The sequence below is a fragment of the Variovorax cryoconiti genome, assembly GCF_051216395.1.
In the GTDB taxonomy this organism is placed as follows: domain Bacteria; phylum Pseudomonadota; class Gammaproteobacteria; order Burkholderiales; family Burkholderiaceae_C; genus Variovorax.
The window spans coordinates 738335-761487 of sequence record NZ_JBPJZI010000002.1 but is presented as its reverse complement, the minus strand read 5'-3'; the positions used below and the strand labels follow the sequence as shown (position 1 = coordinate 761487).

Below are 23153 nucleotides of genomic sequence, written 5' to 3'. Positions count from 1 at the left end.
ACCTTGGCCATGCTGCAACAGATCATCGATCGACGGTTATCGGGCAAGAACAAGTCGATCGGCAATCGCGAGCGCTTCCTGCGGCGCTACCGGGGCCAGATCCGCGACGCGGTGCGGCGTGCCATCAGCGGGCGCACCATCCGCGACCTCGAACGCGGCGAAGACATCACGCTGCCCAAGCGCGATGTGTCCGAACCGGTGTTCGGCCACGGACCCGGCGGCAACCGCGAGTACGTGCACCCGGGCAACCAGGAATATCTCAAGGGCGACCGCATCAAGCGTCCGCCCGGCGGCGGGGGCGGTGGCCAGGGCAGCGGGGAAGCCGGCGACAGCGGCGAAGGCGAAGATGACTTCGTCTTCAAGCTCACCCGCGAGGAGTTCATGCAGGTCTTCTTCGACGACCTCGCCCTGCCCCATCTCATCCGCACACAGCTGGCCGAGGTGCCCGAGTGGAAGAGCCATCGCGCCGGCTTCAAGAGCGACGGCAACCCGAGCAGCCTCCATGTGGTGCGTTCGATGCGCGGTGCACTGGCGCGGCGCATCGCGCTGGGCGGCGAAGACCGTGTCGCGCTGCTGCGAATGCAGACCGAACTGCTGCACTTGCGCGCCGAGCCCGGTGCGCACGAGCCGCCGCTGGCCGACCGCATCGCCGAGCTGGAAGCGCAGATCATCGAGCTGCGCCGCACCGCCAAGCACATTCCCTACATCGACCCGATCGACCTGCGCTACCGTAACCGGGTCCGGGTGCCGGTGCCCAGCGCCAAGGCGGTGATGTTCTGCCTGATGGACGTGTCGGGCTCGATGGACGAGGCACGCAAGGACATGTCCAAGCGCTTCTTCATGCTGCTGTACCTGTTTCTCACGCGGCACTACGAGAAGATCGACCTGGTCTTCCTGCGGCATCACACGCAGGCCCAGGAAGTGAGTGAGGAAGAGTTCTTCCACGCCACGGAAACTGGCGGCACGGTGGTGTCGAGCGCGCTCGTGCTCATGGACGAGATCATCCGCGCGCGCTACCCCAGCGGCGAATGGAACATCTACGGCGCGCAGGCCAGCGACGGCGACAACTGGCACCAGGACAGCGGCCGATGCAGGCAGATGCTGGAAGAGTCGATCCTGCCGATGGTGCGCTACTACGCCTACGTGCAGGTGGCCGACGCCGAGCAGAACCTCTGGCAGGAATACGCGCAGCTTGCAGGCGTGCGCCCCAACTTCGCCATGCGCAAGGTCGCGAGCGCGCAGGACATCTATCCGGTGTTTCGTGAACTGTTCAAGAAGGAAGGAGCGCCCGCATGAGCAAAACCATCGAAACCACCGACACGACCGAGATCGGCGCGGTGCCGGCATCGTTGGCCGAGGGGCGCGCGGCCACGCCGCTCCCCAGCCCGTCGGACTGGACCTTCGACCTGATCGAGACCTACCACCAGGAAATCCGCAAGACGGCGGAGTCCTTCAAGCTCGACACCTATCCCATCCAGCTCGAGATCATCACGGCCGAGCAGATGATGGACGCCTACGCCAGCGTCGGCATGCCCGTCATCTACCGCCATTGGTCGTACGGCAAGCAGTTCATCTCCACCGAGAAGAACTACCGGCGCGGCCACATGGGCCTGGCCTACGAGATCGTCATCAACTCCGACCCCTGCATCGCCTACCTCATGGAAGAGAACACCATGGCGATGCAGGCGCTGGTGATCGCCCATGCGGCCTACGGGCACAACAGCTTCTTCAAGGGCAACTACCTGTTCCGCATGTGGACCGACGCGTCGTCGATCATCGACTACCTGGTCTACGCCCGGAACTACATCACCGAGTGCGAGGAACGCCACGGTGTCGATGCCGTCGAGGAACTGCTCGATTCCTGCCACGCGCTGATGAACTACGGCGTCGACCGCTACCGCCGCCCGCAAAAGCGCTCTCTCGCGCAGGAGATCAGCCAGCGTGCCGAACGCGAGCACCACCTGCAGCAACAGGTGAACGACCTGTGGCGCACCCTGCCCCGGCGCATCGAGGCGGCGGCCGGTGCCGATGCCGCACGCCGATTTCCTGCCGAGCCGCAGGAGAACCTGCTGTACTTCATCGAGAAGAACGCGGCCCTGCTCGAGCCCTGGCAGCGCGAGGTTGTGCGCATCGTGCGCAAGGTGGCGCAGTACTTCTACCCGCAGCGCCAGACGCAGGTGATGAACGAGGGCTGGGCCACCTTCTGGCACTACACCCTGCTCAACACCATGTACGACAAGGGCCAGCTGGCCGACGGCTTCATGATCGAGTGGCTGCGCTCGCACACCAGCGTGGTCTACCAGCCGCCGGTGGGCCACCGCGCCTACAGTGGCATCAACCCCTATGCGCTGGGCTTCGCGATGTTCACCGAGCTGCGCCGCATCTGCGAGAAGCCGACCGAGGAAGACCGGCGCTGGTTCCCCGATTACGCCGGCACCGATTGGCTCACGACGCTCGACCATGCGATGCGCAACTACAAGGACGAGAGCTTCGTCGGCCAGTTCCTGAGTCCCAAGACGATGCGCGACTTCCGCCTCTTTGCGGTGCGTGACCACGCGGAGGACCCGGAACTCGAGATCGCGGCGATCCACGACGACAACGGCTACCAGGCGCTGCGCGAATCGCTCTCGCGCCAGTACGACATCGGCAGCCGCGAGCCGGACATCCAGGTCTGGAACGTCGACATGCGCGGCGACCGCTCTCTCACGCTGCGCCATGTGCAGCGCAACGGGCAGCCGCTGCGTGACGACACGCACGAGGTACTCAAGCACGTGACCCGTCTGTGGGGATTCGACGTACGGCTCGAGAGCGTCGACCCGCAGGGCCGCGTGACCTTGCGCGAGACGGCCTCGGCCCCGCGCAACCATTGAGGCCGCGCTTCAGCGCGGCGGCACGAGCGCCCTGCGTGCGGCCAGTGCAGCCTCGCGCACGCCGCAGCCTTCGATGTGGTCGTTGACCAGGCCCATCGCCTGCATGAAGGCGTAGACGGTGGTCGGCCCGACGAAGCTCCAGCCGCGCTTCTTCAGGTCCTTCGACATCGCAATCGATTCCGTCGAGGTGGTGAAGGTGCGCAGTTCGGCGAGCGTCACGCGCTTCGGACGCGAGGCCGGCGCGGGTTCGAAGCGCCAGGCGTAGGCCGCCAGAGACCCGAATTCCTCGCGCAGTTCGAGCACGCGCTTGGCGTTGTTGATGGTCGACTCGATCTTGCCGCGATGGCGCACGATGCCGGTGTCGGCCAGCAGACGTGCGATGTCGGCGTCCCCGAAACGCACGACGGCTTCCGCTTCGAAGTTGGCAAAGCCGCGCCGGAAGTTCTCGCGCTTGTTCAGGATGGTGAGCCAGCTCAACCCGGCCTGGAAGCCTTCGAGGCACAGCTTCTCGAACAGCCGGCGCTCGTCGATCACCGGGAAGCCCCATTCATGGTCGTGGTAATGCTGGTAGGCCGGCGTGGCCTCGCACCAGCGGCAGCGCGGCGCGCCATCGACACCGCTGAACAGGCCATCGGCCAACGCTTTTTCGGGCATGCGGCGCCTTCAGCCCGCCGCGCTCAGCTGCACCAGGGCATCCATGGCCAGCGGGTAGCCCTTCACCCCGAGCCCGACGATGATGCCGCGCGCCGCCGGCGAAATGAAGGAGTGGTGGCGAAAGCTCTCGCGCGCATGGACGTTCGAGATATGCAGTTCGATGACCGGCACGCTGGCGCCCTTGATGGCATCGTGCAGCGCGACGGAGGTGTGCGTGTAGGCGCCCGCGTTGAGCACCACGCCGAGCATGCGGCCGGCCGCCACCTCGCGGCCGGCTTCGTGCAGCCAGTCGACCAGGGCGCCTTCGTGGTTGGTCTGGCGGCATTCCACCGCCACCCCCAGACGCGTGCCGGCGTCGGCGCACATGCGTTCGACATCGGCCAGCGTATCGCTGCCGTACTGCGCGGGCTCGCGCGTGCCGAGAAGATTGAGATTGGGGCCGTTGAGGACGAGGATCTTTTTCATGGGCGGACACCGATGGCTGCAAGGAATTCGGCGGCCATTATGTGCGCCCGCTGGCGCCAGGGAACCTCAGACCGCCGCGGTCTGCGTCGGGATCAGGGCGACGATGGTCTGCGGCGCACGGCGCAGCGTGTCGGTGGCGCAGGAGCCCAGCAGGCCGCCTTCGAAGCGGATGTCCACCCGCGGGAAATAATGCCCCAGCGATGCCGCCGCGTCGAACAGGCAGCGCTCGATGGTGTCGAATGCCGCGCCGCCATCCACGCCGTCGGCACCCCGGGCGCTGATGCGGTAGGTGAAGCCGTTCGGCGCTTGGCGTCGGATGTCGATCAAGGGTTTCATGCGGGAGGGAATAGGTACAGGGGGTACAAAGCCGCGGCATCCGCGAGCCCGATGGTCGCAAGGAAGGACTCCGGCGTAAATAGTCCTTTTGGACCGCCCGAGTTCGCGCAAAATCCCCGGCACGGCCTCCGACGCGGGCGCTCTGGCAGCACCGCAGCCCGATCACCGCACCCGCTGATTCTTTAGTTCTCCATGGGACCGTCGCCAGCGCCATGCTGCCCGCCAGAATTCTGTTGATCGATGACCACGCGCTGTTCCGCTGTGGACTGCACATGGTGCTGGCCGCAGGCATTCCCGGACTCGAAGTGGCAGAGGCGGCATCGCTGGAAGAAGCCATGCACTGCACGATGGCGTCACCGGCGCTGGTGCTGCTCGACGTTCATCTGCAGGGCCTGAACGGCATCGAAGGCATCGCCCTGGTCAAGCGGAAATGGCCCGGCGCGGCGGTGATCATGCTGTCGTCGCAGGCCGAATCGCAGACGGTCGCGCTGGCCCTCGAACGCGGCGCTGCCGCTTTCGTCTCGAAGGCCGCGACCGCCGACACCATCCTCGCCGCCATCGACCAGGTTCGCCGCGGGTTGCCGATGCCTTCGACGGCCAGCCCGACCCTGCGCGCGCCCGGCACCGGCGACCCGGACCCCCAACGCCTCACGCCACGCCAGTGCGAGGTGCTCGACCTGATGTGCCAGGGCCTGTCGAACAAGGTCATCGGGCGGCGACTCAACCTGTCGGAGAACACGGTGCGCGGGCATGTGCAGGCCGTGCTCGCGGCCCTGCAGGTGTCGAGCCGGTCGGAGGCCGGCTTCGCCGCCCGCCAGCGCGGCCTGGTCGCCTGATGAACTGGCAGCGCTGGCTGGCCGACGACCGCACGCTGACCGAACAGCTGCGGCTCCAGCTGGGCCACGTGGGCAGTTCGGTGGTGCCGACGTTGCTGCTCGCGCCACTGCTGGTCTGGACGCTGGTCAATGCGCGCAATGCCACATGGCTCACCGCCTGGTGCGCTGCGATCGTGCTCATCAAGCTGTTCTACGCGTGGGACGCAGAGCGCACGCTGCGCATCGACCTCGCCACCACGCACCCGCATCGCGTGGTGGTGCGGCAAATGGTGCTGAACGCCATCGACGCGGTGGCCTGGGGCGCGCTCGCCTGGGTCACGCTCGACGACAGCAGCGTCGCTGGCAGCATCCTGGTCGTGGCCGTGCTCGCCGGCGTGGCCGGCAGCTCGATGGCATCGCTGGCGCCGGTGCTGCCGGTGTTCATCGCGTTCGCGCTGTTCGAATTCGCAATGGTGGGCACCAAGCTGTGGCTGCTGGGCAACCCGGCGTACCACGCGCTGGGCATCGCGGGCGTGCTCTACATCGCGACGCTGATGGGCCAGGCGCGCAGCAGCGCACGGGCCGCACGGTCGGCCATCAATCTGCGCTTCGAGAATCTCGCGCTCATCGAGCAGTTGCACACCAGCACGGCGCAAGCGCAGGCCGCCCGGCGCGAGGCCGAGCAGGCCAGCCTCGCCAAGTCGCGGTTCCTGGCCGCCGCGAGCCATGACCTGCGCCAACCGATCCACGCCCAGGGACTGTTCCTCGAAGTGCTGGCGCGCACGCGGCTCACGACCACCCAGTACGACGCGCTCGCCAATGCGCGCGCCACCTGGCAGGCCTCGGCCGAAATGCTGGACACCCTGCTCGACTTCTCGCGCATCGAGGCGGGGGTGGTCGAGCCGCAGATCGAACCGTTCCACCTGCAGCCGCTGCTCAACAAGATCGAGAACGAACTGGCACCCCAGGCCGATGCCAAGGGCATCGTCTACCGCTCGATCGACACCGAGGTCGTCGTCCAGTCCGACCCGGCACTGGTCGCCCTGGTGCTGCGCAACCTCGTCTCCAACGCCATCCGCTACACGCAGCGCGGCGGCGTGCTGGTGGCCTGCCGACGACGCGACGGGCAGGCGGTGCTGGAGGTCTGGGACACCGGCATCGGCATCGACCCCTCGCAGCAGCAGGCCGTGTTCCGCGAGTTCCATCAGTTGGGCAATGCCGAGCGCGACCGGCGCAAGGGGCTGGGCCTGGGGCTCGCCATCGCACAGGGGCTGGCGCGCACGCTCCAGCAGGAATTGACACTGTCGTCCCGACCCGGTCGCGGCAGCGTGTTCCGCCTGAGCCTGCCGGTCGCGCCTCTGGGCACGCTGGCGCGCCGCCCGGCCCCGACGCCGGTCGAGGCCCAGGTCTTCGACGTGCGTGTGCTGGTGATCGACGACGACGAATCGGTTCGTACCGGCATGCAGCAACTGTTGACGGCCTGGGGTTGCCAATGCGACGTGGCGGACTCGATCGAGGAAGCACTGACCCTGGCACGCCTCCATGCGCCGGGCGCCGTCATCAGCGACTACCGCCTGCGTGACCAGCGCACCGGGGCCGAGGCCATCGCGGCGCTGCGCGCCGAGTGCGGCGCGGCCTTGCCGGCCTTGCTGATCACCGGCGACACCGCCCCGCAACGCCTGCGCGAAGCACGCGCGACGGGCGTGCCGCTGCTGCACAAGCCGGTGCTGCCGGCCCAGCTCCACCACGGCCTGCAGTGCGTGCTCAATCGCGTCGAGCTCGACTCGAACTTCGCCCTGCTGGAAAACCTGCCCCGTTCGACCAGCCTGTCGATCTAATGCTGGCCTGAACCGGCCCGCGGGCCCGGCGCGGGAACGATCCCGCCGGCCACCAGCCGATCGATGTCCCGCGGGCTGTAGCCGATGTCCTGCAGCACGCGGACCGCGTCCGCGTTGAACGGCCGCGGGTCGGAGGCGGGCGCACCCGGGGTAGCGTGCAGACGCACCGGCAGCCCGATGCCACCGTAGCCTTCACGTTCGACCTGCATCCGGCGGTGCGCCACATGCGGCTGCGCGAAGGCTTCCGACACCGAATGCACTGGCGCTGCGGGAACGCCGGCGCGCATCAGCGCGTCGCACAGCGCCCGGCGCTGCCAACGGCCGATGGCGCGCTCGATCTCCTCGCGCAGCACCTGCCGGTGGGCGATGCGCAGCGCGTTGTCGCCAAAGCGCGCGTCCGCCGCGAGGCCGGGCCGGTCGACCACGGCACAGAAGCGCTCGAACTGCCCCCGGTTCATGATGCCCAGGAAGATGTCGCCATCGCCGCAGCGAAAGCGGTCGTACGGCGCGATGTTGGGGTGCGCGCTGCCGAGCAGTCCCGGCTCCTGCTTCGATTGAAAGTAGTTGGCCGCATGCGGCACGAGCAGGCTCAGGGCCGCATCGAACAGCGTCGCCTCGACGTACTGTCCCTGGCCTGAGGCGTGCCGGCTGTGCAGCGCCATCAGGATCGCGGACAGCGCGGTGTAGGCGGTCAGGTGGTCCACGATCGGCACGCCGATCCGCGTCGGTCCGCTCGACGGATCGCCATTGATGCTCATGAGGCCGCACATCGCCTGGAGCACCGCGTCGTAGCCCGGCAGGCCGCCCAGCGGGCCGTCGGCACCGAAGCCGCTGATGCTGCAATGGATCAGCCGGGGAAAGCGGTGGCGCAGCCACCCCTCGTACGACACACCCCATTTCTCGAGGGTGCCAGGCAGGAAGTTCTCGATCAGCACGTCGGCATCGGCGAGCAGCCGCTCGAGCACATCGCGCCCTTCGGGCTTCGACAGGTCGATGCTGATGCACTGCTTGCCGCGGTTGACCGCACCGAAGTAGGCCGCGTCGCCCTCGCGGTCGAAAGGCGGCCCCAGGGTGCGGGTGTCGTCGCCGGCGGGCGGCTCGACCTTGACCACCGTCGCACCATGGTCCGCCAGCATCTGCGCGCACAGCGGCCCGGCCAGGACGCGCGACAGATCCACCACCCGAACGCCGGCGAGGGCACCACTCATGGCTTGTGTTCCTGCGGCTCCGCCGACCGGCATGCTAGCCGCGGCTCGGCAGTTCGACCACGCCGGAACCGAGCACGGAGAGCTCGTCGTCCTGGTTGCGGGCCTCCTGCTCGATCTCGACCAGGTGCTTGCCGTCCTCGATGTACCTGCGCTTCACATGGCCCTTGATGAAGAGCATGTCGCCTTCGGGGTTGTGGCGCCGGATCTTGCAGCTGGCCTTGCGCAGGAAGCCGTCGTCGCCCATCCAGTTGGTCAGGTGGTGCGTCAGCCATGAGGTGCGTTCCGGACCGTAGTCGTAGGCGCCAGGGGCACCGACTTCCAGCGCGAAGTCTTCTTCCCAATGCACGCGCTCGGGCACGTCCGGAATGCCGAAGCGGTTGGTGATGCCGACGCCGGGGTGCGCGTCGATCAGCTTCCACGCCAGCTTGTTCGCGCGGATGTACAGGCCACCCCAGCCCTGCGCATAGGCGATGAAGCCGGTGACCGTCATCGGGCCCTTGAACATCACGGGCAGGGCCTGGCCCTCCTCCACGTCTTCCCAGTAGCGGGGCGTCGCGCCGCGCACTTCCTCTTCGCGGTAGAGCTTGTAGGCCTCGCCGATCTCTTCGGGCGAATAGCGCCGCGGCGCGCGCGCTCGCGCTTCCTTGTACTTGGTGCCCTGCTCGCGGGCATGGTCGCGCTCGGTGCGGAAGCACCAGCTGTCGGCCTCCGACACCTTGTCGCCCTTCTGGTTGTAGAAGTCGACGTGGTAGATCTGCTGGACGGCACGCCCGGCGAAGCGCGTCTGGTGCTCGACCAGTTCCTTCAGGTAGGCCTCGGTGCGGATCTCGTCGTTGCGAAGAATGGGTTGGTGCCAGGTCCAGTCGGCACCCGACCACATCGCGTGCACGCCGGGCAGGCCACCGACGTAGCCGGACACGATGCGGCTGGTCGAGAACAGGAAGCTCGGCAGCGCGACGATGCCGCCGTACCGGGTCTTGGCCGCGTAGGCCGGATCGCACCACAGCGGGTTGTCGTCGCCGATGCCGTGCGCGTAGTGGCGGATGTTGTCGCGCGTGGCCTCGTGGCACCACGGCTCCAGCGTGTTCTCGATCTTCTGGCCGATGCGCTCGCGCAGTTCGTCCAGGCCCCGCTCGGTGATTTTGGGAAATGTTCTTTCGTTTTGTTCGGACATCGATGTCTCCTGGTGGTGGTGATGGGGGGGGGTGAAAGGGTGCAGGGGTCAGACGCTCGCGGTCTTGGGTTCCCGGTCGCGCAGCACCTTGCGATGGACCTTGCCCGCGGGCGTCTTGGGCAGGTCGGTCACGAAGACGACGTGCCGCGGGTACTCGTGCTGGCTCAATCGGCTGCGCACGAGGTCCTGGATTTCCTTGGTGAAGGCGTCGCTGCCTTCGCGCGCCGTGACGACGAAGGCCTTCACCACCTGACCGCGGAGCTCGTCGGCCACGCCGATGGCGGCCGCCTCCTGCACGTCGGGGTGCTTGAGCACGGCATCTTCGATCTCCACCGCACTCATGGTCCAGCCGGCTGAGATGATCACGTCGTCGGCGCGCCCTGCGTGATAGAAGTAGCCGTCGGCATCGACCTTGCCGAGGTCCTTGGTGGGCACCCAGACGCCGCCGCGCCAGACCTTCAGTTCGCCGACCACGCCCGGCGGGCAGGTCTTGCCGTCGGCATCCTGGACGTCCACGCGCCCCCCCGGGATCGGCTTTCCGAGGGAACCGTGCTTCACCTGGAAGTCCTCGGCACCGGGATAGTTCACCAGGATCACGCCGATCTCGGTCGTGCCGTACATGCTGCAGACGGGGCGCCCGAAGGTGGCCTTGACGAAGTCCTCCGTCTCGCTGTCCATCGGCTCGCCGGTGAAGGACACCTTGTCGAGGTAGTACTTGTACTTCGACGACGCCCCCGAGTTGCGCATCATCCGGAAGTGCGTCGCCGCCGCCGAGATGGTGTTGAAGCGGCCATGCTGCAGGGCCTTGAGCAAACGCGGCGCATCGAACTTCCCCGAATAGGCGCCGATGGTCACGCCCAGCGCCAGCGGTGCCAGCGTGCCGTGCCAGAGCCCGTGCCCCCAGGCTGGCGACGACGGGCAGAAGAAGCGGTCGCCCGGCCGGATGCCGGTGCCGTAGAGCGCCGCGAGCATCAGCGTCACCAGCGCGCGCTGCTTGTGCTTGACGGCGGCCGGCAGCTCGCGGGTGGTGCCGGAGGTGTACTGGAAGATCGCATCGTCTTCCGCGCTGGTCTTGACCTCGAAGGTGTCGGCAAAGGGGCTCAGCGTCTGCACGAAGCCTTCGTCGGCCACCAGCACCTCGACGCCGTCGATGCCTGCCGAGACCGAAGCCTTCTCGGCATTGGTCACCAGGATCTTCGGCTTGCAGTCCTCGACACGCAGCCGGATGCCGTCCGGCCCGAAGAGCGTGAAGAGCGGCACCGCGATCGCGCCGGTCTTGATCGCGCCGAAGATGGCCACGTAGAAGGCCAGCGAGGGCTCGAGCATGACCGCGACACGGTCACCGGGCCGGATGCCGCGCGCCACCAGGAGGTGGGCGAAGCGGCTCGACAGGCGCGACAGGGTCTTGAAGGTGATCACCTCTTCGCTGCCGCTCGCGTAGGCCACCACGATCGCGACCTTGTCGCCGTGCGCATGCCGGTCGACGCATTCGTGCGCAATGTTGAAGGCCCGGCGGTCGCCATCGAAAAGTTCCCAGAGCTTCTCCGGCAAGCAGTGGTTCTGCGCATCCGCGAACGAGGTGTAGTCGGTGAGTTTTTTCATCGGGTCCATGGCGTCTTGGCGATGAACGAACTATGCGACTTGGGTTCTGTTTTTGTCAAATGCATCTTTGATTTGTACATAGACAATTATGAAATTGATGGCGGCCTGGGATCGTTCCTAGAATCCGAGCCTCCTCCCTTGCCGGATCCTGGCCATGAACAACGCGATCGACATCTCCACCCGCCTGCGCGAAGGCGGATGGAAGCCGCTCAAGGGGGCGGGCCGGTTCATGACACTCGCCGGCCCGCTCTGGGCCGCGCGAGAGGGGGATGGATGGGCCTACGGCGTGGTATCGACCGACGAGCACCTGAACCCGTCAGGGGTGGTTCACGGTGGACTGCTCACCACGCTGATCGATCACGCGCTGAGCACGCTCGCCTGGGAAGCCGCCGGCCGCGCACCCTGCGTGACGGTGCAGCTCGACACGCACTTTCTCGCGTCCGTGCCGCCGGGCGTCCTGATCGAGGCGCGTGGACGGGTGGTGCGCCGCACGTCCAGCCTCCTCTTCATGCACGGCACGCTGAGCGTGGCCGGCAGCGACGTCCTGGCAGCCCAGGCCGTCATGAAGCTGCAGGCGGCGAGACCTGCCGCGCCGCAGAAAGTCACGGCCTAGCGCGACAAGCGGCATAGTCGTACTTTGTCCTAATACAACTTGCCGATGCATTTGACAATGCAAATCGCGACTTCCATACTCGAAACGAAGCCGTTCGGGATGACTTGAAGTTCCACCCTCGTGGATGCAGGGCGCCACGGACGGCGGCGAAGCCGATGAACGCGGGGACCCATTGCCAGGGCCCGGGCTTGGCCATCGATGCCTTCAACAGGAGACAAAATGAGACTCTGGAAACTGCTCTTCACGGGCTGCGCCATGGCGTGTGCATCGCACGGTGCACTGGCACAGGCCTATCCCACCAAGCCGATACGCATCATCGTGGCCTACCCGGCCGGCCAGGGCACCGACATCGCCGCGCGGTACCTCGGCAACCAGCTGGCGAAGGACCTGGGCCAACCCATCGTCATCGACAACCGTCCCGGTGCCGGCGGCAACCTCGGCACCGAACTCGCGGCGGAAGCACAGGCCGACGGCTACACGCTCACCATGGGCACCAACGCCACCCATGTGGTGAACCAGTACCTCTATGCGGGTCTTCGCCTGAAGCCCGAGAAGGACTTCGAATCCATCGTGCTGGTCGGCAGCTTTCCGATGGTGCTGGCGGTCAACGCCAAGTCACCGCTGCGTTCGGTCGAAGACTTGGCCGGGGCCGTGAAGACCGACCCGCGCTCCGGCGACATCGCCACACCCAGCACGTCGGCGCGCCTGGTGGTCGAGCTGCTCAAGGAGCGCTCGAACCTGAAGCTCTTCCACGTGCCCTACAAGGGCTCGGGCGTCGCCATGACGGACGTGCTCGGCGGCCAGCTGCCACTGCTGATCGACACGCCCACCGCCTTGCGCTCGCAACTGGCCGCGGGGCACGTTCGCGCCATCGCGGTGACGTCGGCCGCACCCAGCGCGCTCGTGCCGGGCGTCAAGCCGGTGGCGGAGCAAGGCTATCCGGGCTTCGAGGTCATCGCCTGGAACGCGCTCTTCGCACCGCGCGGAACGCCGGCGGCCATCCTCGACACGCTCAACGCCGCGATGAACAGGATCCTCAGCCGGCCCGAGACGAAGCAGCAGTTGCTCGACTACGGCTTCGACCCGGGCGGCGGCACGCGACAGCAACTCACCGATTTCACGCAGGCCGAGCGCAGGAAATGGGAACCGCTCATCAAGGCATCGGGACTGAAGGCGGACTAGGCCGATGCCCACGCACGCAGACCCTTTCGCGGGCATCGGGAGCACCTGGGCGAGCCTCGTTCACCGCCCACCATCTGGGATAAGCTTGCGGCCGCCGACCGCACGCTCCATGAAGTCCAGCCCCTCCCCCACCGCGAAGCCCGCCAAGGCACAGCCCTCGACAAAGAAGCCGGTGCGGGTCCGGCCCGTGCCCGGCGTGACGCGCGCGGTCGCCATCCTCCGTCTGCTCGGGCGATCGTCGCAGGCGATGGGCGTGAAGGCCATTGCCGACGAACTCGCGCTGGTCCCCAGCACCTGCCTGCACATCCTGCGCGCGCTGGTCGCCGAAGAGCTGGTGAAGATCGACAGCGACACCAAGCGCTACTCGCTGGGCACCGGCATGCTCAGCCTGGCGCGCAGCGCCATCGAGAGCAGCGGCTTCGCCAGCCTTGCGCAGCCGGTGCTCGACGTGCTGGCGAACGACTGGAACGTGACGATGATCGGCGTCGAGACACCCGACATCGACCACATGGTGGTGCTGGCCCTGTCCCGATCGCGCGCGCCCTTCCGCCTGCATGTGGATGTCGGCAGCCGCTTCCCGGCGCTGGTCAGCGCCACCGGGCGCCTGGTCGCGGCCTTCAGCGACGAGCCGTGGCCACAGATCGAGAAACGCTTCAAGTCGCTGCGCTGGGACAAGCCGATCGACCTCGCCACCTGGAAGCGCGAGGTCGAGCTGGTCCGCAAGCGCGGCTTCAGCATCGACCGCGGCAACTACATGAACGGCGTGACGGTGATCGCGGTGCCGCTGCTCGACGCGGCGCACCGGGTGAGCCACACACTGGTCGCCACCGGGCTCTCCGACAACCTGGTCGGCAGCGCCACCATGGACCTGGCCAAGGCCATGAAGAAAGAGGCCGACGGCCTTTCGGCCCTGCTGCCCTCGCGCCGATGACGACCGAACCCGAGCTCGTGCTGCGCCTCATCCCGATGCCGTCGGACACCTACCTGGGCGACCAGATCGCCGGCGGATGGATGCTGGCGAAGATGGATTCCGCCGGGAGCGTGCTTCCCATGCGCGCCGCGCGCGGGCGCGTGGTGCTGGTCGCCATCGAGAAGCTGGCCTTCAGCCACCCGGTCAAGGCCGGCGACCTGGTGTCCTTCTTCGCGCAGGTGGTGCACGTCGGCCGGACATCCATCAGCGTCCATGTGCGGGCACTGACCGAGCGCCGCGGCAGCGAAGGCGTGACCACGCCGGTGACCGAGGCCACGCTGGTCTACGTCGCCATCGACGACCAGGGCGCGCCGCGCCCCATCCCGGCCTAGCCACGGCCCAGCTTCCGTCGGGTGCGGCAAGGGCCAGGCGGCGACGCCGCAGCCGCGCGATGCGAACCGTTTTAAGCTTGGGGGTCTGCGGTCGAACCGCCACCCCCTTCCTCAAGGACCTTCGCATGAAAACCAAAGCCGCCGTCGCCTGGCAATCGGGCCAGCCCCTGACCATCGAAACCGTCGACCTCGAAGGGCCGAAGTTCGGCGAAGTGCTGGTCGAGATCAAGGCCACCGGCATCTGCCACACCGACTACTACACGCTCTCGGGCGCCGACCCGGAGGGCATCTTCCCGGCGATCCTCGGCCACGAAGGCGCGGGCATCGTGGTCGACGTCGGCCCCGGCGTGACCACGCTCAAGAAGGGCGACCACGTCATCCCGCTCTACACGCCCGAATGCCGCCAGTGCAAGTTCTGCCTGTCGCGCAAGACCAACCTGTGCCAGCTGATCCGCGGCACCCAGGGCAAGGGCCTGATGCCCGACGCCACCAGCCGTTTCAGCATGGACGGCAAGCCCATCTTCCACTACATGGGCACCTCGACCTTCAGCAACTACACGGTCGCACCGGAGATCTCGCTGGCCAAGATCCGCGAGGACGCGCCCTTCGACAAGGTCTGCTACATCGGCTGCGGCGTGACCACCGGCATCGGCGCCGTGATCTTCACGGCCAAGGTGGAAGCCGGCGCGAACGTGGTGGTGTTCGGCCTCGGCGGCATCGGCCTGAACGTGATCCAGGGCGCGAAGATGGTGGGTGCCGACAAGATCATCGGTGTCGACCTGAACCCGGCGCGCGAGGCGATGGCCCGCAAGTTCGGCATGACGCACTTCCTGAACCCGAAGGACATCGAGGCGGCGGGCGGCAACATCGTCGACGCGATCGTGCAGCTGACCGACGGCGGCGCCGACTACAGCTTCGAGTGCATCGGCAACACCAAGGTGATGCGCCAGGCGCTCGAATGCACGCACAAGGGCTGGGGCCGCAGCATCATCATCGGCGTGGCCGAAGCGGGGGCCGAGATCAGCACCCGCCCGTTCCAGCTGGTCACCGGCCGCCACTGGGAAGGCTCGGCCTTCGGCGGCGCGCGCGGCCGCACCGACGTACCGAAGATCGTCGACTGGTACATGGAGAACAAGATCAACATCGACGACCTGATCACGCACACCATGCCGCTGGAAGACATCAACAAGGGCTTCGACCTGATGAAAAGCGGCGAGTCGATCCGCGGCGTGGTCCTGTATGACTGAAGCGATGATCGGCCCGCTGCGCCGCGTGCGTGCCGGCGTGCTGGACATCGCCTTCCACGAGAGCGGCCCCGAGGGCGGGCCGCCCGCCGTGCTGCTGCACGGCTTCCCGTACGACGTGCACGCCTACGCCGAGGTGGTGCCGATCCTGGCCGACGCAGGCTGCCGCGTGGTCGTGCCCTACCTGCGCGGCTTCGGCCCCACGCAGTTCGTCGACGCGGCCACGCCGCGCTCGGGCGAGCAGGCCGCACTGGCCAGCGACCTGCGCGCCTTGCTCGATGCGCTGGCCATCCCGAAGGCCGTGCTGGCCGGCTACGACTGGGGCGGCACGGCCGCCTGCGTGGCCGCGGCGCTGTGGCCGGAGCGCTGCACCGGCCTCGTGTCCTTCAACAGCTACAAGGTGCAGCCCATCGCGCACGCCGACGAACCGGCACCGCCCGAAAACGAGTTCCGCTACTGGTACCAGTGGTACTTCCACACCGAGCGCGGCCGCGCGGGCCTCGCGCAGAACCGGCGTGACCTGTGCCGCCTGCTGTGGCGGCTCTGGTCGCCCACCTGGGCCTTCGACGACGCCACCTGGGAACGCACGGCGCCCGCCTTCGACAACCCGGATTTCGTCGACATCGTGATCCATTCGTACCGGCACCGCTACGGCAAGGCGGCGGGCGACCCGGCCTATGCAGACCTCCAGGCGGCACTGGCCCAGATGCCCGAGATCCGCGTGCCGTCGATCACTTTTGATGGCGACGACGACGGCGTGATGTCGCCGGCCGGTACGGCCGACCAGGGCCACCACTTCACCGGTCCGCGCACGCACCACACCTTGCCCGGCGTGGGCCACAACATGCCGCAGGAAGCACCCCGTGTGTTCGCCGACGCGGTGCTCGAACTCACGTCCCCCCATCGCCCATGACCGCTTCTCTCAAGACCTTGTCCGAACACCGCTGCTTCGGCGGCACGCAGACCTTCCACGAACACGCCTCGGGCGAGATCGGCCTGCCGATGCGCTTTTCGGTCTTTCTGCCGCCGCAGGCCGCGGACGGCCCGGTGCCGGCGCTGATCTTCCTCGCCGGACTGACGTGCAACGAAGACACGTTCATGGTCAAGGCCGGCGCGCAGCGCCTGGCGGCCGAACTCGGCCTCGCGCTGGTCGCGCCCGACACCAGCCCACGCGGCGCCAACGTGCCCGGCGAATCGGAGAGTTGGGACTTCGGCGTCGGCGCCAGCTTCTACCTCGACGCGACCGAAGCGCCATGGGCCACGCACTGGCGCATGGAAAGCTACCTCGTCGGCGAACTGCTGCCGCTGCTCGGCACCGCCTTCCCGATCGATCCGCAACGCATCGGCCTCACCGGCCATTCGATGGGCGGCCACGGCGCGCTCACGCTGGCGCTGCGGCACCCCGGCCTCTTCCAATCGCTGTCGGCTTTCGCGCCGATCTGCGCGCCCACGCGCTGCCCCTGGGGCGAGAAGGCCTTCACCGGTTACCTGGGTGCCGACCGCACCCGCTGGATCGAGCACGACGCCACGGTGCTGATGGAAAACCAGCCGGTCGCGCCCTACCCCGCCGGCATCCTGATCGACCAGGGCCTGGGCGACAAATTCCTCGCCGAGCAGTTGCACCCGCACCTCTTCGAAGCCGCCTGCCACGCCATCGGCCAGCCGCTGACGCTGCGCCGCCACGAGGGCTACGACCATGGCTACTACTTCATCCAGAGCTTCATGGCCGACCACCTCGTCCATCACGCCCAACTGCTGAAGGCCTGAACGTGGCCGGGCTCGCCGACAGCCTGCCGGAGGTGTTCGAGCGGCTCGGCCGTGTTCAGCCACGCCGCATGTTCGGTGGCCACGGCCTGTTCCACGACGGCCGCATGATCGGGCTGGTCGTGCGCGAAACGCTCTACCTCAAGGTCGACGCCGAGAGCGCCCCCCATTTCGACGCGCTGAACGCGCCGGCCTTCTGCTACGAGCGCCAGGGCAAGACGATGCAGATGTCCTACCGCGAGGCGCCCGCCGACATCTTCGACGACCGCGAGCTCGCGGCCCTGTGGGGCCGCCGTGCCTGGGAAGCGGCGATGCGCTCCGGACAGGCGCCCCGACCCCGACGCGCCAAAGCGTCGACGTCGGCACCGAAGACAAAGAAAGCACCATGAACACCGCCCCGCCGCCCCTGCCGACCCGCGAGGAGATCGCCGCCTTCGACGTGTTCCCCGGCCTCACGCTGCAGGACATCGACGTGGTATCGACAGCGACCCAGGCCGAGAAGGCGCTGGCCGAACTGGGCGCGTTGAACGTGGTCGGTTTCGACACCGAATCGAAACCCACCTTCCTCAAGAACGAAATCTCGACCGGGCCGCACACGGTGCAGTTCGCCTCGCTCGATCGGGCCTGGGTGTTCCAGGTGCACGACCCGGTCTGTCGCAGCGCCGCCGCGCACCTGATCGCCTCGAGCGCGCTCGTCAAGGTCGGCTTCGGCCTGGCCGGCGACCGCACGCAGATCCGCCGCACGCTGGGCGTCGAGCCGCAGGCCGTGGTCGACCTGGACACCGTCTTCAAGCGCCGCGGCTACCGCGACGCGGTGGGCGTGAAGTCGGCCATCGCGCTGCTGTTCGGGCAGCAGTTCGTCAAGTCGCGCAAACAGTCGACCTCGAACTGGGCCACCCATCGGCTCTCCGAAGGCCAGGTGCGCTACGCCGCGAACGACGCCTACGCGGCGATGTGCGTGATGGACAAGCTGGGCCTCGATGCGGCCAGGCTCGTGCCGATGCCGCTGTCGAGCTGACGTACGGGGCGCTCACTACAATCGCGCCCCCTCTCCCCGCTTCCCGCTTCCCGAAATCGCGCACCCATGGACATCGTCGTCAACGAAGAACTCAAGGCCTACATCGACCCGCTGACGCCGGACGAATACGAATCGCTGGAACGCAGCCTGCTGGCCGAGGGCTGCCGCGATGCGCTCGTGCTGTGGGGCGACGTGCTGGTCGACGGCCACAACCGCTACGGCATCTGCCAGAAGCACGGCCTGCCGTTCCAGACCGTGCAGAACCCGCGCTTTCGCAGCATCGACGATGTGCACCTGTGGATGATCGACCAGCACCTGGGCCGGCGCAGCGTGTCCGACTTCCAGCGCGGCGTGCTGGCGCTGCGCAAGCGCGAGATCGTGGCCGAGCGGCGCGCCCGCGGCGCCGTGCCCTCTGCGTCGAACGCCACCGCCGACGAAGGCCCGCCCTTCGACGTCGACGAGGCGCCGCCGGCACCGATGAACAGCCGCGAGGCGATCGCCAAGGCCGCGCGCCTGAGCAGCAGCCAGGTCGTGATGATCGAGAAGATCCAGAAGCAGGCCGCGCCCGAACTGGTCGAGGCCGTGAAGGCCGGCACCATCTCGATCAACGCGGCCGCCGCCGTCGCCAGCCTGCCCGCCGAGGAGCAGAAGGCCGCGGTCATCGCCGGCAGGAACGAGCTCAAGCAGGCAGCGAAACGCGTGCGCGACGCCAAGCGCAAGCCGCGGGAACCGTCGGCCGATGACGCGGCGCCATCCGATGCCGAGGAGGATGCCGACGAAGTGCAGACGCTGCGCCGCCGCGTCGCGGAACTCGAGGCCGAGAACGCATCGCTGCGTCGTCAGGTGGCGGACCTGATGGCCGGCTGAGCCAGCCGCTCAGCCGTCAGAACAGGCTGCCCTGCCCGCCCACACCCGGTGGCCGAAACGCCCCGAGGTCCAGCGCGATGCGCTGCCGGTTGAAGCCGATGCGGTTGGTCGCCTTCTCGAAGCGCTGGCGGATCAGGTCGGCCCACAGGCCGCTGCCCTTCATGCGGGTGGCGAAGTCGGCGTCGTAGTCCTTGCCGCCGCGCATCTCGCGGATGCGCGCCATGATGCGGCCGGCCCGCTGCGGGTAGTGCAGCTCCAGCCATTCCTTGAAGAGCGGCGCCACCTCCCAGGGCAGCCGCACCACGGTGTAGAAGGCGCAGCGTGCGCCGGCGTCCCAGGCGGCTTCGAGGACCTGTTCCATGTCTTCGGTGACGAAGGGAATCTGCGGCGCCACGCTCACACCCACCGGCACGCCTGCCTCGGCCAACGTGCGGATGGTGCGCAGCCGGCGATGCGGCGCGGCGGCTCGCGGCTCAAGCTTGCGGGCCAGGTCGCCGTCGAGCGTGGTGACGCTGACGTACACGGCCGCCAATCGGTCGGCAGCCATCGGGGCGATCAGATCGAGGTCCAGCTCAACCGCACTCGACTTGGTCACGATGCCGAAAGGGTGGCGCGCCTCGCGCAGCACCTCGAGCACCGAACGGGTCAGCCGCAGTTCGCGCTCGATCGGCTGGTAACAGTCGGTGGCCGTGCCGATGGCGAGGTGGCTGGGCCGATAGCTCTTGCGGGCCAGTTCGGCGCGCAGCACCTCGGCGATGTTTCGCTTGGCGATCAGCTTGGTTTCGAAGTCGAGGCCGGGCGAGAGGTTGAGGTAACTGTGCGTCGGCCGGGCGAAGCAGTAGATGCAGCCGTGTTCGCAACCGCGGTACGGATTGAGGGACCGGTCGAAGGGGATGTCGGGCGAGTCGTTCTCGCTCAGGACCGACTTGACGTCTTCGAAACGGACTTCCGTCTGCAGCGGGGGCAAGCCCTCGGCTGCCTCGTCTTGCAGCGTGTTCCACCCGTCGTCGAAGTCGTCTCGCACGTCGCGCTCGAACCGGTGCGGCAGGCGACTGGCGGCACCGCGGCCCTTGAGGGCCTGGAGGGGGATGAGGTGATCGGCCATGGGATGCTGTATTTAAATACAGTATCTCGCATCGCCTCCTTCATGAGAAGAGGGTTCGGCGACCGATCAGCGCGCCGCGGCGTCTTGCCCGCCGTGGGCGGACGGGCGGTTGGCGCCCAGGAAGGCCCCGAAGGCGCTGGTCCAGAAGCCCGGTGCCGGGTCCTTGTCGGCCCGCCGGCGCTGGATCGGCTCGGCCGGGGCGACCGGCTGCGCTTCGACACGGGGCGGCGGCGCGTACACCGGCCCCCCGCAGCGCGCTTCGCATTCCTGCATCTCTCGCGCCAGACGCATCATCTTGGCGGACGCGCCCGGCTCCCGGCGGCGCAGCGCCACCAGGCCTTCCAGGTAGTCCTTCGTCAGGCTTTCCCACTGGGAAAAGGCCGACCCCATGGGGATGGTGTCGTGTTGCATGTGATCCTCTCGTCCAGAGTCGTGTCCATCGGTGGGGCACCGTGCTCGATGCCTACAAAAGACTTATCGGCAAGACGCGCCGAGTCTTGAGGCTCTTCGAGAAAATTTGAGAAAGGATCAGGTGTCGTCGGGCTGCGCGACTCAAGCGGCATCCCGCACGGAACGTTTACAACGCTCGCGGACCGTCGGATTCGATCAGTTCTTCGGGCGCCAGGCGCTGAGGAATTCGGCGGTCTTGTCCCGCGGCTGCCAGGTCACGACGACGGTTTCGATGTTGGTGCTCTTGGAGGCCGACGCGCTCTTGCCCGTTTCGAGCCCGGCGCGCGCGCCGTCGTCGCACGCCGCCAAACACAGCACCAGTACCGTCAGGCCGGCGGCCACAGTCCAGGAGTTCTTCACAACACATCTCCGGTTCAGCGGGCAGCCACCCAGGCTGCCGACATTGCCGGCGATGATAGGTTAAAATGTTAACCTTTAGTACTCTTTTGTGTAAAAAATGTTACACGCAAGTATTCATTTTTCAGTGATGCACCGGCTGCAGGCCTGCAGCCGAGCGCGCTGCCAGGCGCGCCTGCCGACTAGAACTCGGCATCGAGTTCGTCGATTTCTTCGGGTTCCTGCTTCGCCGCAGCCACCCATTCCTGCATGGCCGGCAACTCCATGACGCGCTTGCAGTAAGCGGCGCAATCGCGGTCCAGCGACACGTCGTAGCTCAGGAAACGGGTCACGACCGGTGCGTACATGGCGTCGGCGATGCAGGGCAGCTTGCCGAACAGGAAGGGTCCGCCGTAGCTCTTGAGGCACTCCCGCCAGATCGCGGTCACGCGGTCGATGTCGGTCTGCGCACGCGACCAGATCTTGAAGCCCGGGAAGTGGCCCTTGATGTTCATCGGCAGCGAGCCGCGCATGGCGCTGAAGCCCGAATGCATCTCGCCGCTGATGGCCCGGCAGTGGGCACGCGCCTTGACGTCGGCCGGCAGCAGGCCGGCCTTGGGCTTGATCTCGTTGAGGTATTCGCCGATGGCCAGCGTGTCCCAAACCTTGACCGTGCCGTGCTGCAGCGACGGCACCAGCATCGACGACGACAGCAGCAGCATCTCGGCCTTCATGGCCGGATCGTCCGGCGAGATCACCTTCTCGCTGAAGTCAAGCCCGGCCAGCTTGCACATGAGCCAGCCGCGCAGCGCCCAGGCGCCGTAGTTCTTGCTGCTGATGGTGAGAACGGGTTTGGCCATGGCGTGCTCCTGATTGCCCAATCGTGGGCTGACGATCATGGGTTGACAGGTGCAAGGCCTGTGCCACAGCCCCTCCGGCCTCGACGTGCTGGCCCGCAAATTGCCTTCACGCAGCCTCATGCTGTACCGGGCCTACCAAAACCAGAGCGATCTGATGTCTCCCATGCGGCTCGCGGCACAGTTCATGGGCCAGGCCATGTGGACGGGCGCCAGCCCCGACAGCGCCAGCCGCAAGATGGCCGCGGCCTTCGAGGTCTTCTCCCGCCTGCGGCTCACCCACAGCCGCCCGCCCTACGGCATCGACGAGGTGCTGGTCGACGGCGAACCGATCGCGGTGCACGAGGAAGTGACGCTGGTCGCGCCTTTCGGCACCCTGCTGCATTTCCGCAAGGACACCAAGGCGGTGCATCCGCCCGTGCTGCTGGCGGCACCGTTGTCGGGCCATTTCGCCACGCTGCTGCGCGAAACGGTGCGCACCCTGCTGCGCGACCACGACGTCTACCTGACCGACTGGCACAACGCCCGGGACGTGCCGCTGCGGCACGGCGGCTTCAGCCTGGACGACTACACGGCCCAGTTGATCGCCTTCCTCGAAGCCATCGGTCCCGGCGCGCACATGGTCGCGGTGTGCCAACCCTGCGTGGCCGCCCTGGCCGCGACCGCGCTCATGGCCGAGGACGACAACCCCGCCGCCCCGAAGAGCCTGACGCTGATGGCCGGGCCGGTCGACTGCCGGGTGAACCCCAGCGGCGTGAACACGCTCGCCACCAGCAAGCCCATCGAATGGTTCCGCAAGAACCTCATCAGCCACGTGCCCTTCCCGCACGCCGGCATGATGCGGCGCGTGTACCCCGGCTTCCTGCAGCTCACCGCCTTCCTGAGCATGAACCCGGAGCGGCACAAGGAGCAGTTCAAGAAGCTGTACCAGCACATCGTCGACGGCGAGACCGACAAGGCCGACACGATCCGCAATTTCTACGACGAGTACCTGGCCGTGAACGACCTGCCGGCCGAGTTCTACCTCGAGACCGTCGAGCGGGTCTTCCAGACCTACGACCTGCCGCGGGGCGAGCTCACGGTGCACGGCCGCAAGGTGAACCCGGCTGCCATCCGCAAGACCGCGCTGATCACGGTCGAGGGCGAGCGTGACGACATCTGCTCCGTCGGCCAGACGGTCGCGGCGCAAGACCTCTGCCCCAACATCCGCCCCTACCTCAAGACGCACCACCTGCAGGCCGGCGTGGGCCACTACGGCGTGTTCAGCGGCAGCAAGTGGAACACGCAGATCTACCCGCGGGTGCGCGAGGCGATTCACGCCGCGGCCGAGCTGGCCTGAATCGCGCGCCTACAGGCGGACTTGAGCCCGACATAGCTCCTGTCCGACAGCACGAAGGGCGCTCGGCGGCCCGCGATGTCAGAGGCGTGGCGTAGGCTAAAGGCTTCAAGCCCG

25 protein-coding genes are annotated in these 23153 nt (G+C 67.5%); 15 read left to right on the top strand and 10 right to left on the bottom strand.

The window, feature by feature from the left end; translation table 11 throughout:
• Window positions 1-9: 9 nt before the first annotated feature.
• The gene (locus ACSFA2_RS08335; RefSeq protein WP_435455006.1) at window positions 10-1296 is read left to right on the top strand and encodes a YeaH/YhbH family protein; all 1287 of its coding nucleotides are present in this window, start codon (window positions 10-12) and stop codon (window positions 1294-1296) included.
• The gene (locus tag ACSFA2_RS08330; protein ID WP_435454835.1) at window positions 1293-2870 is read left to right on the top strand and encodes a SpoVR family protein; all 1578 of its coding nucleotides are present in this window, start codon (window positions 1293-1295) and stop codon (window positions 2868-2870) included. The genes ACSFA2_RS08335 and ACSFA2_RS08330 overlap by 4 nt, the downstream gene beginning before the upstream one ends.
• Window positions 2871-2879: 9 nt before the next feature.
• On the opposite strand, the gene ACSFA2_RS08325 is transcribed toward ACSFA2_RS08330, so the two are convergent.
• The 3 genes from ACSFA2_RS08325 to ACSFA2_RS08315 form a co-directional block, all read right to left on the bottom strand.
• Window positions 2880-3524 (bottom strand): DNA-3-methyladenine glycosylase I, encoded by a 645-nt coding sequence (locus tag ACSFA2_RS08325; protein ID WP_435454834.1) that lies wholly within the window; start codon window positions 3522-3524, stop codon window positions 2880-2882.
• Between the two features lie 9 nt (window positions 3525-3533).
• Window positions 3534-3989: a type II 3-dehydroquinate dehydratase gene (gene aroQ, locus ACSFA2_RS08320; RefSeq protein ID WP_435454833.1), complete on the bottom strand. Its 456-nt coding sequence runs from the start codon at window positions 3987-3989 to the stop codon at window positions 3534-3536.
• 66 nt (window positions 3990-4055) lie between these two features.
• Window positions 4056-4325 (bottom strand): hypothetical protein, encoded by a 270-nt coding sequence (locus ACSFA2_RS08315; RefSeq protein WP_435454832.1) that lies wholly within the window; start codon window positions 4323-4325, stop codon window positions 4056-4058.
• Between the two features lie 233 nt (window positions 4326-4558).
• Here ACSFA2_RS08315 and ACSFA2_RS08310 point away from each other — a divergent pair, with 233 nt between their 5' ends.
• Together ACSFA2_RS08310 and ACSFA2_RS08305 are read left to right on the top strand one after the other, a co-directional pair.
• On the top strand, window positions 4559-5161 hold the full coding sequence (locus ACSFA2_RS08310; protein ID WP_435454831.1) for a response regulator: 603 nt from the start codon (window positions 4559-4561) through the stop codon (window positions 5159-5161).
• Window positions 5161-6978: an ATP-binding response regulator gene (locus tag ACSFA2_RS08305; protein ID WP_435454830.1), complete on the top strand. Its 1818-nt coding sequence runs from the start codon at window positions 5161-5163 to the stop codon at window positions 6976-6978. Before ACSFA2_RS08310 ends, ACSFA2_RS08305 begins: the two co-directional genes overlap by 1 nt.
• On the opposite strand, the gene ACSFA2_RS08300 is transcribed toward ACSFA2_RS08305, so the two are convergent.
• Genes ACSFA2_RS08300 through ACSFA2_RS08290 form a run of 3 tightly spaced genes read right to left on the bottom strand, consistent with a single transcriptional unit; the run spans window position 6975 to window position 10962 of the window.
• Window positions 6975-8186 carry a CaiB/BaiF CoA transferase family protein gene (locus ACSFA2_RS08300; protein WP_435454829.1) on the bottom strand — a complete coding sequence of 404 codons (1212 nt, stop codon included), beginning with the start codon at window positions 8184-8186 and terminating at the stop codon, window positions 6975-6977. The genes ACSFA2_RS08305 and ACSFA2_RS08300 overlap by 4 nt on opposite strands.
• A gap of 34 nt (window positions 8187-8220) precedes the next feature.
• Window positions 8221-9360: an FAS1-like dehydratase domain-containing protein gene (locus ACSFA2_RS08295; RefSeq protein WP_435454828.1), complete on the bottom strand. Its 1140-nt coding sequence runs from the start codon at window positions 9358-9360 to the stop codon at window positions 8221-8223.
• Between the two features lie 48 nt (window positions 9361-9408).
• Complete coding sequence (locus tag ACSFA2_RS08290; RefSeq protein ID WP_435454827.1) at window positions 9409-10962, bottom strand: acetate--CoA ligase; 1554 nt, start codon at window positions 10960-10962, stop codon at window positions 9409-9411.
• Between the two features lie 154 nt (window positions 10963-11116).
• On the opposite strand from ACSFA2_RS08290, the gene ACSFA2_RS08285 reads away from it, so the two are divergent.
• The 10 genes from ACSFA2_RS08285 to ACSFA2_RS08240 all read left to right on the top strand — a co-directional run bounded on the left by ACSFA2_RS08285 (window position 11117) and on the right by ACSFA2_RS08240 (window position 18952).
• Window positions 11117-11575, top strand: coding sequence for a PaaI family thioesterase (locus ACSFA2_RS08285; protein ID WP_435454826.1), 459 nt, complete (start codon window positions 11117-11119; stop codon window positions 11573-11575).
• A 219-nt stretch (window positions 11576-11794) separates the two neighbouring features.
• Complete coding sequence (locus tag ACSFA2_RS08280) at window positions 11795-12757, top strand: Bug family tripartite tricarboxylate transporter substrate binding protein (protein WP_435454825.1); 963 nt, start codon at window positions 11795-11797, stop codon at window positions 12755-12757.
• A 109-nt stretch (window positions 12758-12866) separates the two neighbouring features.
• Window positions 12867-13688, top strand: coding sequence for an IclR family transcriptional regulator (locus ACSFA2_RS08275; protein ID WP_435454824.1), 822 nt, complete (start codon window positions 12867-12869; stop codon window positions 13686-13688).
• The gene (locus ACSFA2_RS08270) at window positions 13685-14059 is read left to right on the top strand and encodes an acyl-CoA thioesterase (RefSeq protein ID WP_435454823.1); all 375 of its coding nucleotides are present in this window, start codon (window positions 13685-13687) and stop codon (window positions 14057-14059) included. The genes ACSFA2_RS08275 and ACSFA2_RS08270 overlap by 4 nt, the downstream gene beginning before the upstream one ends.
• A gap of 125 nt (window positions 14060-14184) precedes the next feature.
• Window positions 14185-15306, top strand: coding sequence for an S-(hydroxymethyl)glutathione dehydrogenase/class III alcohol dehydrogenase (locus tag ACSFA2_RS08265; protein WP_435454822.1), 1122 nt, complete (start codon window positions 14185-14187; stop codon window positions 15304-15306).
• A gap of 4 nt (window positions 15307-15310) precedes the next feature.
• Complete coding sequence (locus tag ACSFA2_RS08260) at window positions 15311-16216, top strand: alpha/beta fold hydrolase (RefSeq protein ID WP_435454821.1); 906 nt, start codon at window positions 15311-15313, stop codon at window positions 16214-16216.
• Window positions 16213-17070: an S-formylglutathione hydrolase gene (gene fghA, locus ACSFA2_RS08255; protein ID WP_435454820.1), complete on the top strand. Its 858-nt coding sequence runs from the start codon at window positions 16213-16215 to the stop codon at window positions 17068-17070. Before ACSFA2_RS08260 ends, fghA begins: the two co-directional genes overlap by 4 nt.
• 2 nt (window positions 17071-17072) lie before the next feature.
• Window positions 17073-17456: a TfoX/Sxy family protein gene (locus tag ACSFA2_RS08250; protein ID WP_435454819.1), complete on the top strand. Its 384-nt coding sequence runs from the start codon at window positions 17073-17075 to the stop codon at window positions 17454-17456.
• A complete protein-coding gene (locus ACSFA2_RS08245; RefSeq protein WP_435454818.1) occupies window positions 17453-18085 on the top strand; it encodes a 3'-5' exonuclease in 633 nt (210 codons plus the stop codon). The genes ACSFA2_RS08250 and ACSFA2_RS08245 overlap by 4 nt, the downstream gene beginning before the upstream one ends.
• Before the next feature lie 66 nt (window positions 18086-18151).
• Window positions 18152-18952, top strand: coding sequence for a plasmid replication/partition related protein (locus ACSFA2_RS08240; protein WP_435454817.1), 801 nt, complete (start codon window positions 18152-18154; stop codon window positions 18950-18952).
• 16 nt (window positions 18953-18968) lie between these two features.
• Here the strand turns inward: ACSFA2_RS08240 and ACSFA2_RS08235 are convergent, their stop codons facing one another.
• The 4 genes from ACSFA2_RS08235 to ACSFA2_RS08220 form a co-directional block, all read right to left on the bottom strand.
• On the bottom strand, window positions 18969-20057 hold the full coding sequence (locus ACSFA2_RS08235) for a PA0069 family radical SAM protein (protein ID WP_435454816.1): 1089 nt from the start codon (window positions 20055-20057) through the stop codon (window positions 18969-18971).
• Window positions 20058-20123: 66 nt separating this feature from the next.
• On the bottom strand, window positions 20124-20468 hold the full coding sequence (locus ACSFA2_RS08230; protein WP_435454815.1) for a hypothetical protein: 345 nt from the start codon (window positions 20466-20468) through the stop codon (window positions 20124-20126).
• A 195-nt stretch (window positions 20469-20663) separates the two neighbouring features.
• Entirely contained in the window at window positions 20664-20867 is a 204-nt protein-coding gene (locus ACSFA2_RS08225) for a hypothetical protein (protein WP_435454814.1), read from the bottom strand.
• 179 nt (window positions 20868-21046) lie between these two features.
• On the bottom strand, window positions 21047-21703 hold the full coding sequence (locus ACSFA2_RS08220) for a glutathione S-transferase (RefSeq protein WP_435454813.1): 657 nt from the start codon (window positions 21701-21703) through the stop codon (window positions 21047-21049).
• A gap of 118 nt (window positions 21704-21821) precedes the next feature.
• Here ACSFA2_RS08220 and ACSFA2_RS08215 point away from each other — a divergent pair, with 118 nt between their 5' ends.
• Window positions 21822-23039, top strand: coding sequence for a polyhydroxyalkanoate depolymerase (locus ACSFA2_RS08215; protein WP_435455005.1), 1218 nt, complete (start codon window positions 21822-21824; stop codon window positions 23037-23039).
• The last annotated feature ends 114 nt before the right edge of the window (window positions 23040-23153 follow it).

Bases quoted from the DNA above. Each gene is read 5' to 3' on its own strand.
- ACSFA2_RS08285 (WP_435454826.1), top strand. From the start codon at position 11,117: ATGAACAACGCGATCGACATCTCCACCCGCCTGCGCGAAGGCGGATGG.
- ACSFA2_RS08235 (WP_435454816.1), bottom strand. From the start codon at position 20,057: ATGGCCGATCACCTCATCCCCCTCCAGGCCCTCAAGGGCCGCGGTGCC.
- ACSFA2_RS08215 (WP_435455005.1), top strand. From the start codon at position 21,822: ATGCTGTACCGGGCCTACCAAAACCAGAGCGATCTGATGTCTCCCATG.
- ACSFA2_RS08315 (WP_435454832.1), bottom strand. From the start codon at position 4,325: ATGAAACCCTTGATCGACATCCGACGCCAAGCGCCGAACGGCTTCACC.
- ACSFA2_RS08220 (WP_435454813.1), bottom strand. From the start codon at position 21,703: ATGGCCAAACCCGTTCTCACCATCAGCAGCAAGAACTACGGCGCCTGG.
- fghA (WP_435454820.1), top strand. From the start codon at position 16,213: ATGACCGCTTCTCTCAAGACCTTGTCCGAACACCGCTGCTTCGGCGGC.
- ACSFA2_RS08240 (WP_435454817.1), top strand. From the start codon at position 18,152: ATGGACATCGTCGTCAACGAAGAACTCAAGGCCTACATCGACCCGCTG.
- ACSFA2_RS08245 (WP_435454818.1), top strand. From the start codon at position 17,453: ATGAACACCGCCCCGCCGCCCCTGCCGACCCGCGAGGAGATCGCCGCC.
- ACSFA2_RS08280 (WP_435454825.1), top strand. From the start codon at position 11,795: ATGAGACTCTGGAAACTGCTCTTCACGGGCTGCGCCATGGCGTGTGCA.
- aroQ (WP_435454833.1), bottom strand. From the start codon at position 3,989: ATGAAAAAGATCCTCGTCCTCAACGGCCCCAATCTCAATCTTCTCGGC.
- ACSFA2_RS08335 (WP_435455006.1), top strand. From the start codon at position 10: ATGCTGCAACAGATCATCGATCGACGGTTATCGGGCAAGAACAAGTCG.
- ACSFA2_RS08300 (WP_435454829.1), bottom strand. From the start codon at position 8,186: ATGAGTGGTGCCCTCGCCGGCGTTCGGGTGGTGGATCTGTCGCGCGTC.
- ACSFA2_RS08330 (WP_435454835.1), top strand. From the start codon at position 1,293: ATGAGCAAAACCATCGAAACCACCGACACGACCGAGATCGGCGCGGTG.
- ACSFA2_RS08230 (WP_435454815.1), bottom strand. From the start codon at position 20,468: ATGCAACACGACACCATCCCCATGGGGTCGGCCTTTTCCCAGTGGGAA.
- ACSFA2_RS08295 (WP_435454828.1), bottom strand. From the start codon at position 9,360: ATGTCCGAACAAAACGAAAGAACATTTCCCAAAATCACCGAGCGGGGC.
- ACSFA2_RS08325 (WP_435454834.1), bottom strand. From the start codon at position 3,524: ATGCCCGAAAAAGCGTTGGCCGATGGCCTGTTCAGCGGTGTCGATGGC.
- ACSFA2_RS08305 (WP_435454830.1), top strand. From the start codon at position 5,161: ATGAACTGGCAGCGCTGGCTGGCCGACGACCGCACGCTGACCGAACAG.
- ACSFA2_RS08275 (WP_435454824.1), top strand. From the start codon at position 12,867: ATGAAGTCCAGCCCCTCCCCCACCGCGAAGCCCGCCAAGGCACAGCCC.
- ACSFA2_RS08270 (WP_435454823.1), top strand. From the start codon at position 13,685: ATGACGACCGAACCCGAGCTCGTGCTGCGCCTCATCCCGATGCCGTCG.
- ACSFA2_RS08265 (WP_435454822.1), top strand. From the start codon at position 14,185: ATGAAAACCAAAGCCGCCGTCGCCTGGCAATCGGGCCAGCCCCTGACC.
- ACSFA2_RS08260 (WP_435454821.1), top strand. From the start codon at position 15,311: ATGATCGGCCCGCTGCGCCGCGTGCGTGCCGGCGTGCTGGACATCGCC.
- ACSFA2_RS08290 (WP_435454827.1), bottom strand. From the start codon at position 10,962: ATGAAAAAACTCACCGACTACACCTCGTTCGCGGATGCGCAGAACCAC.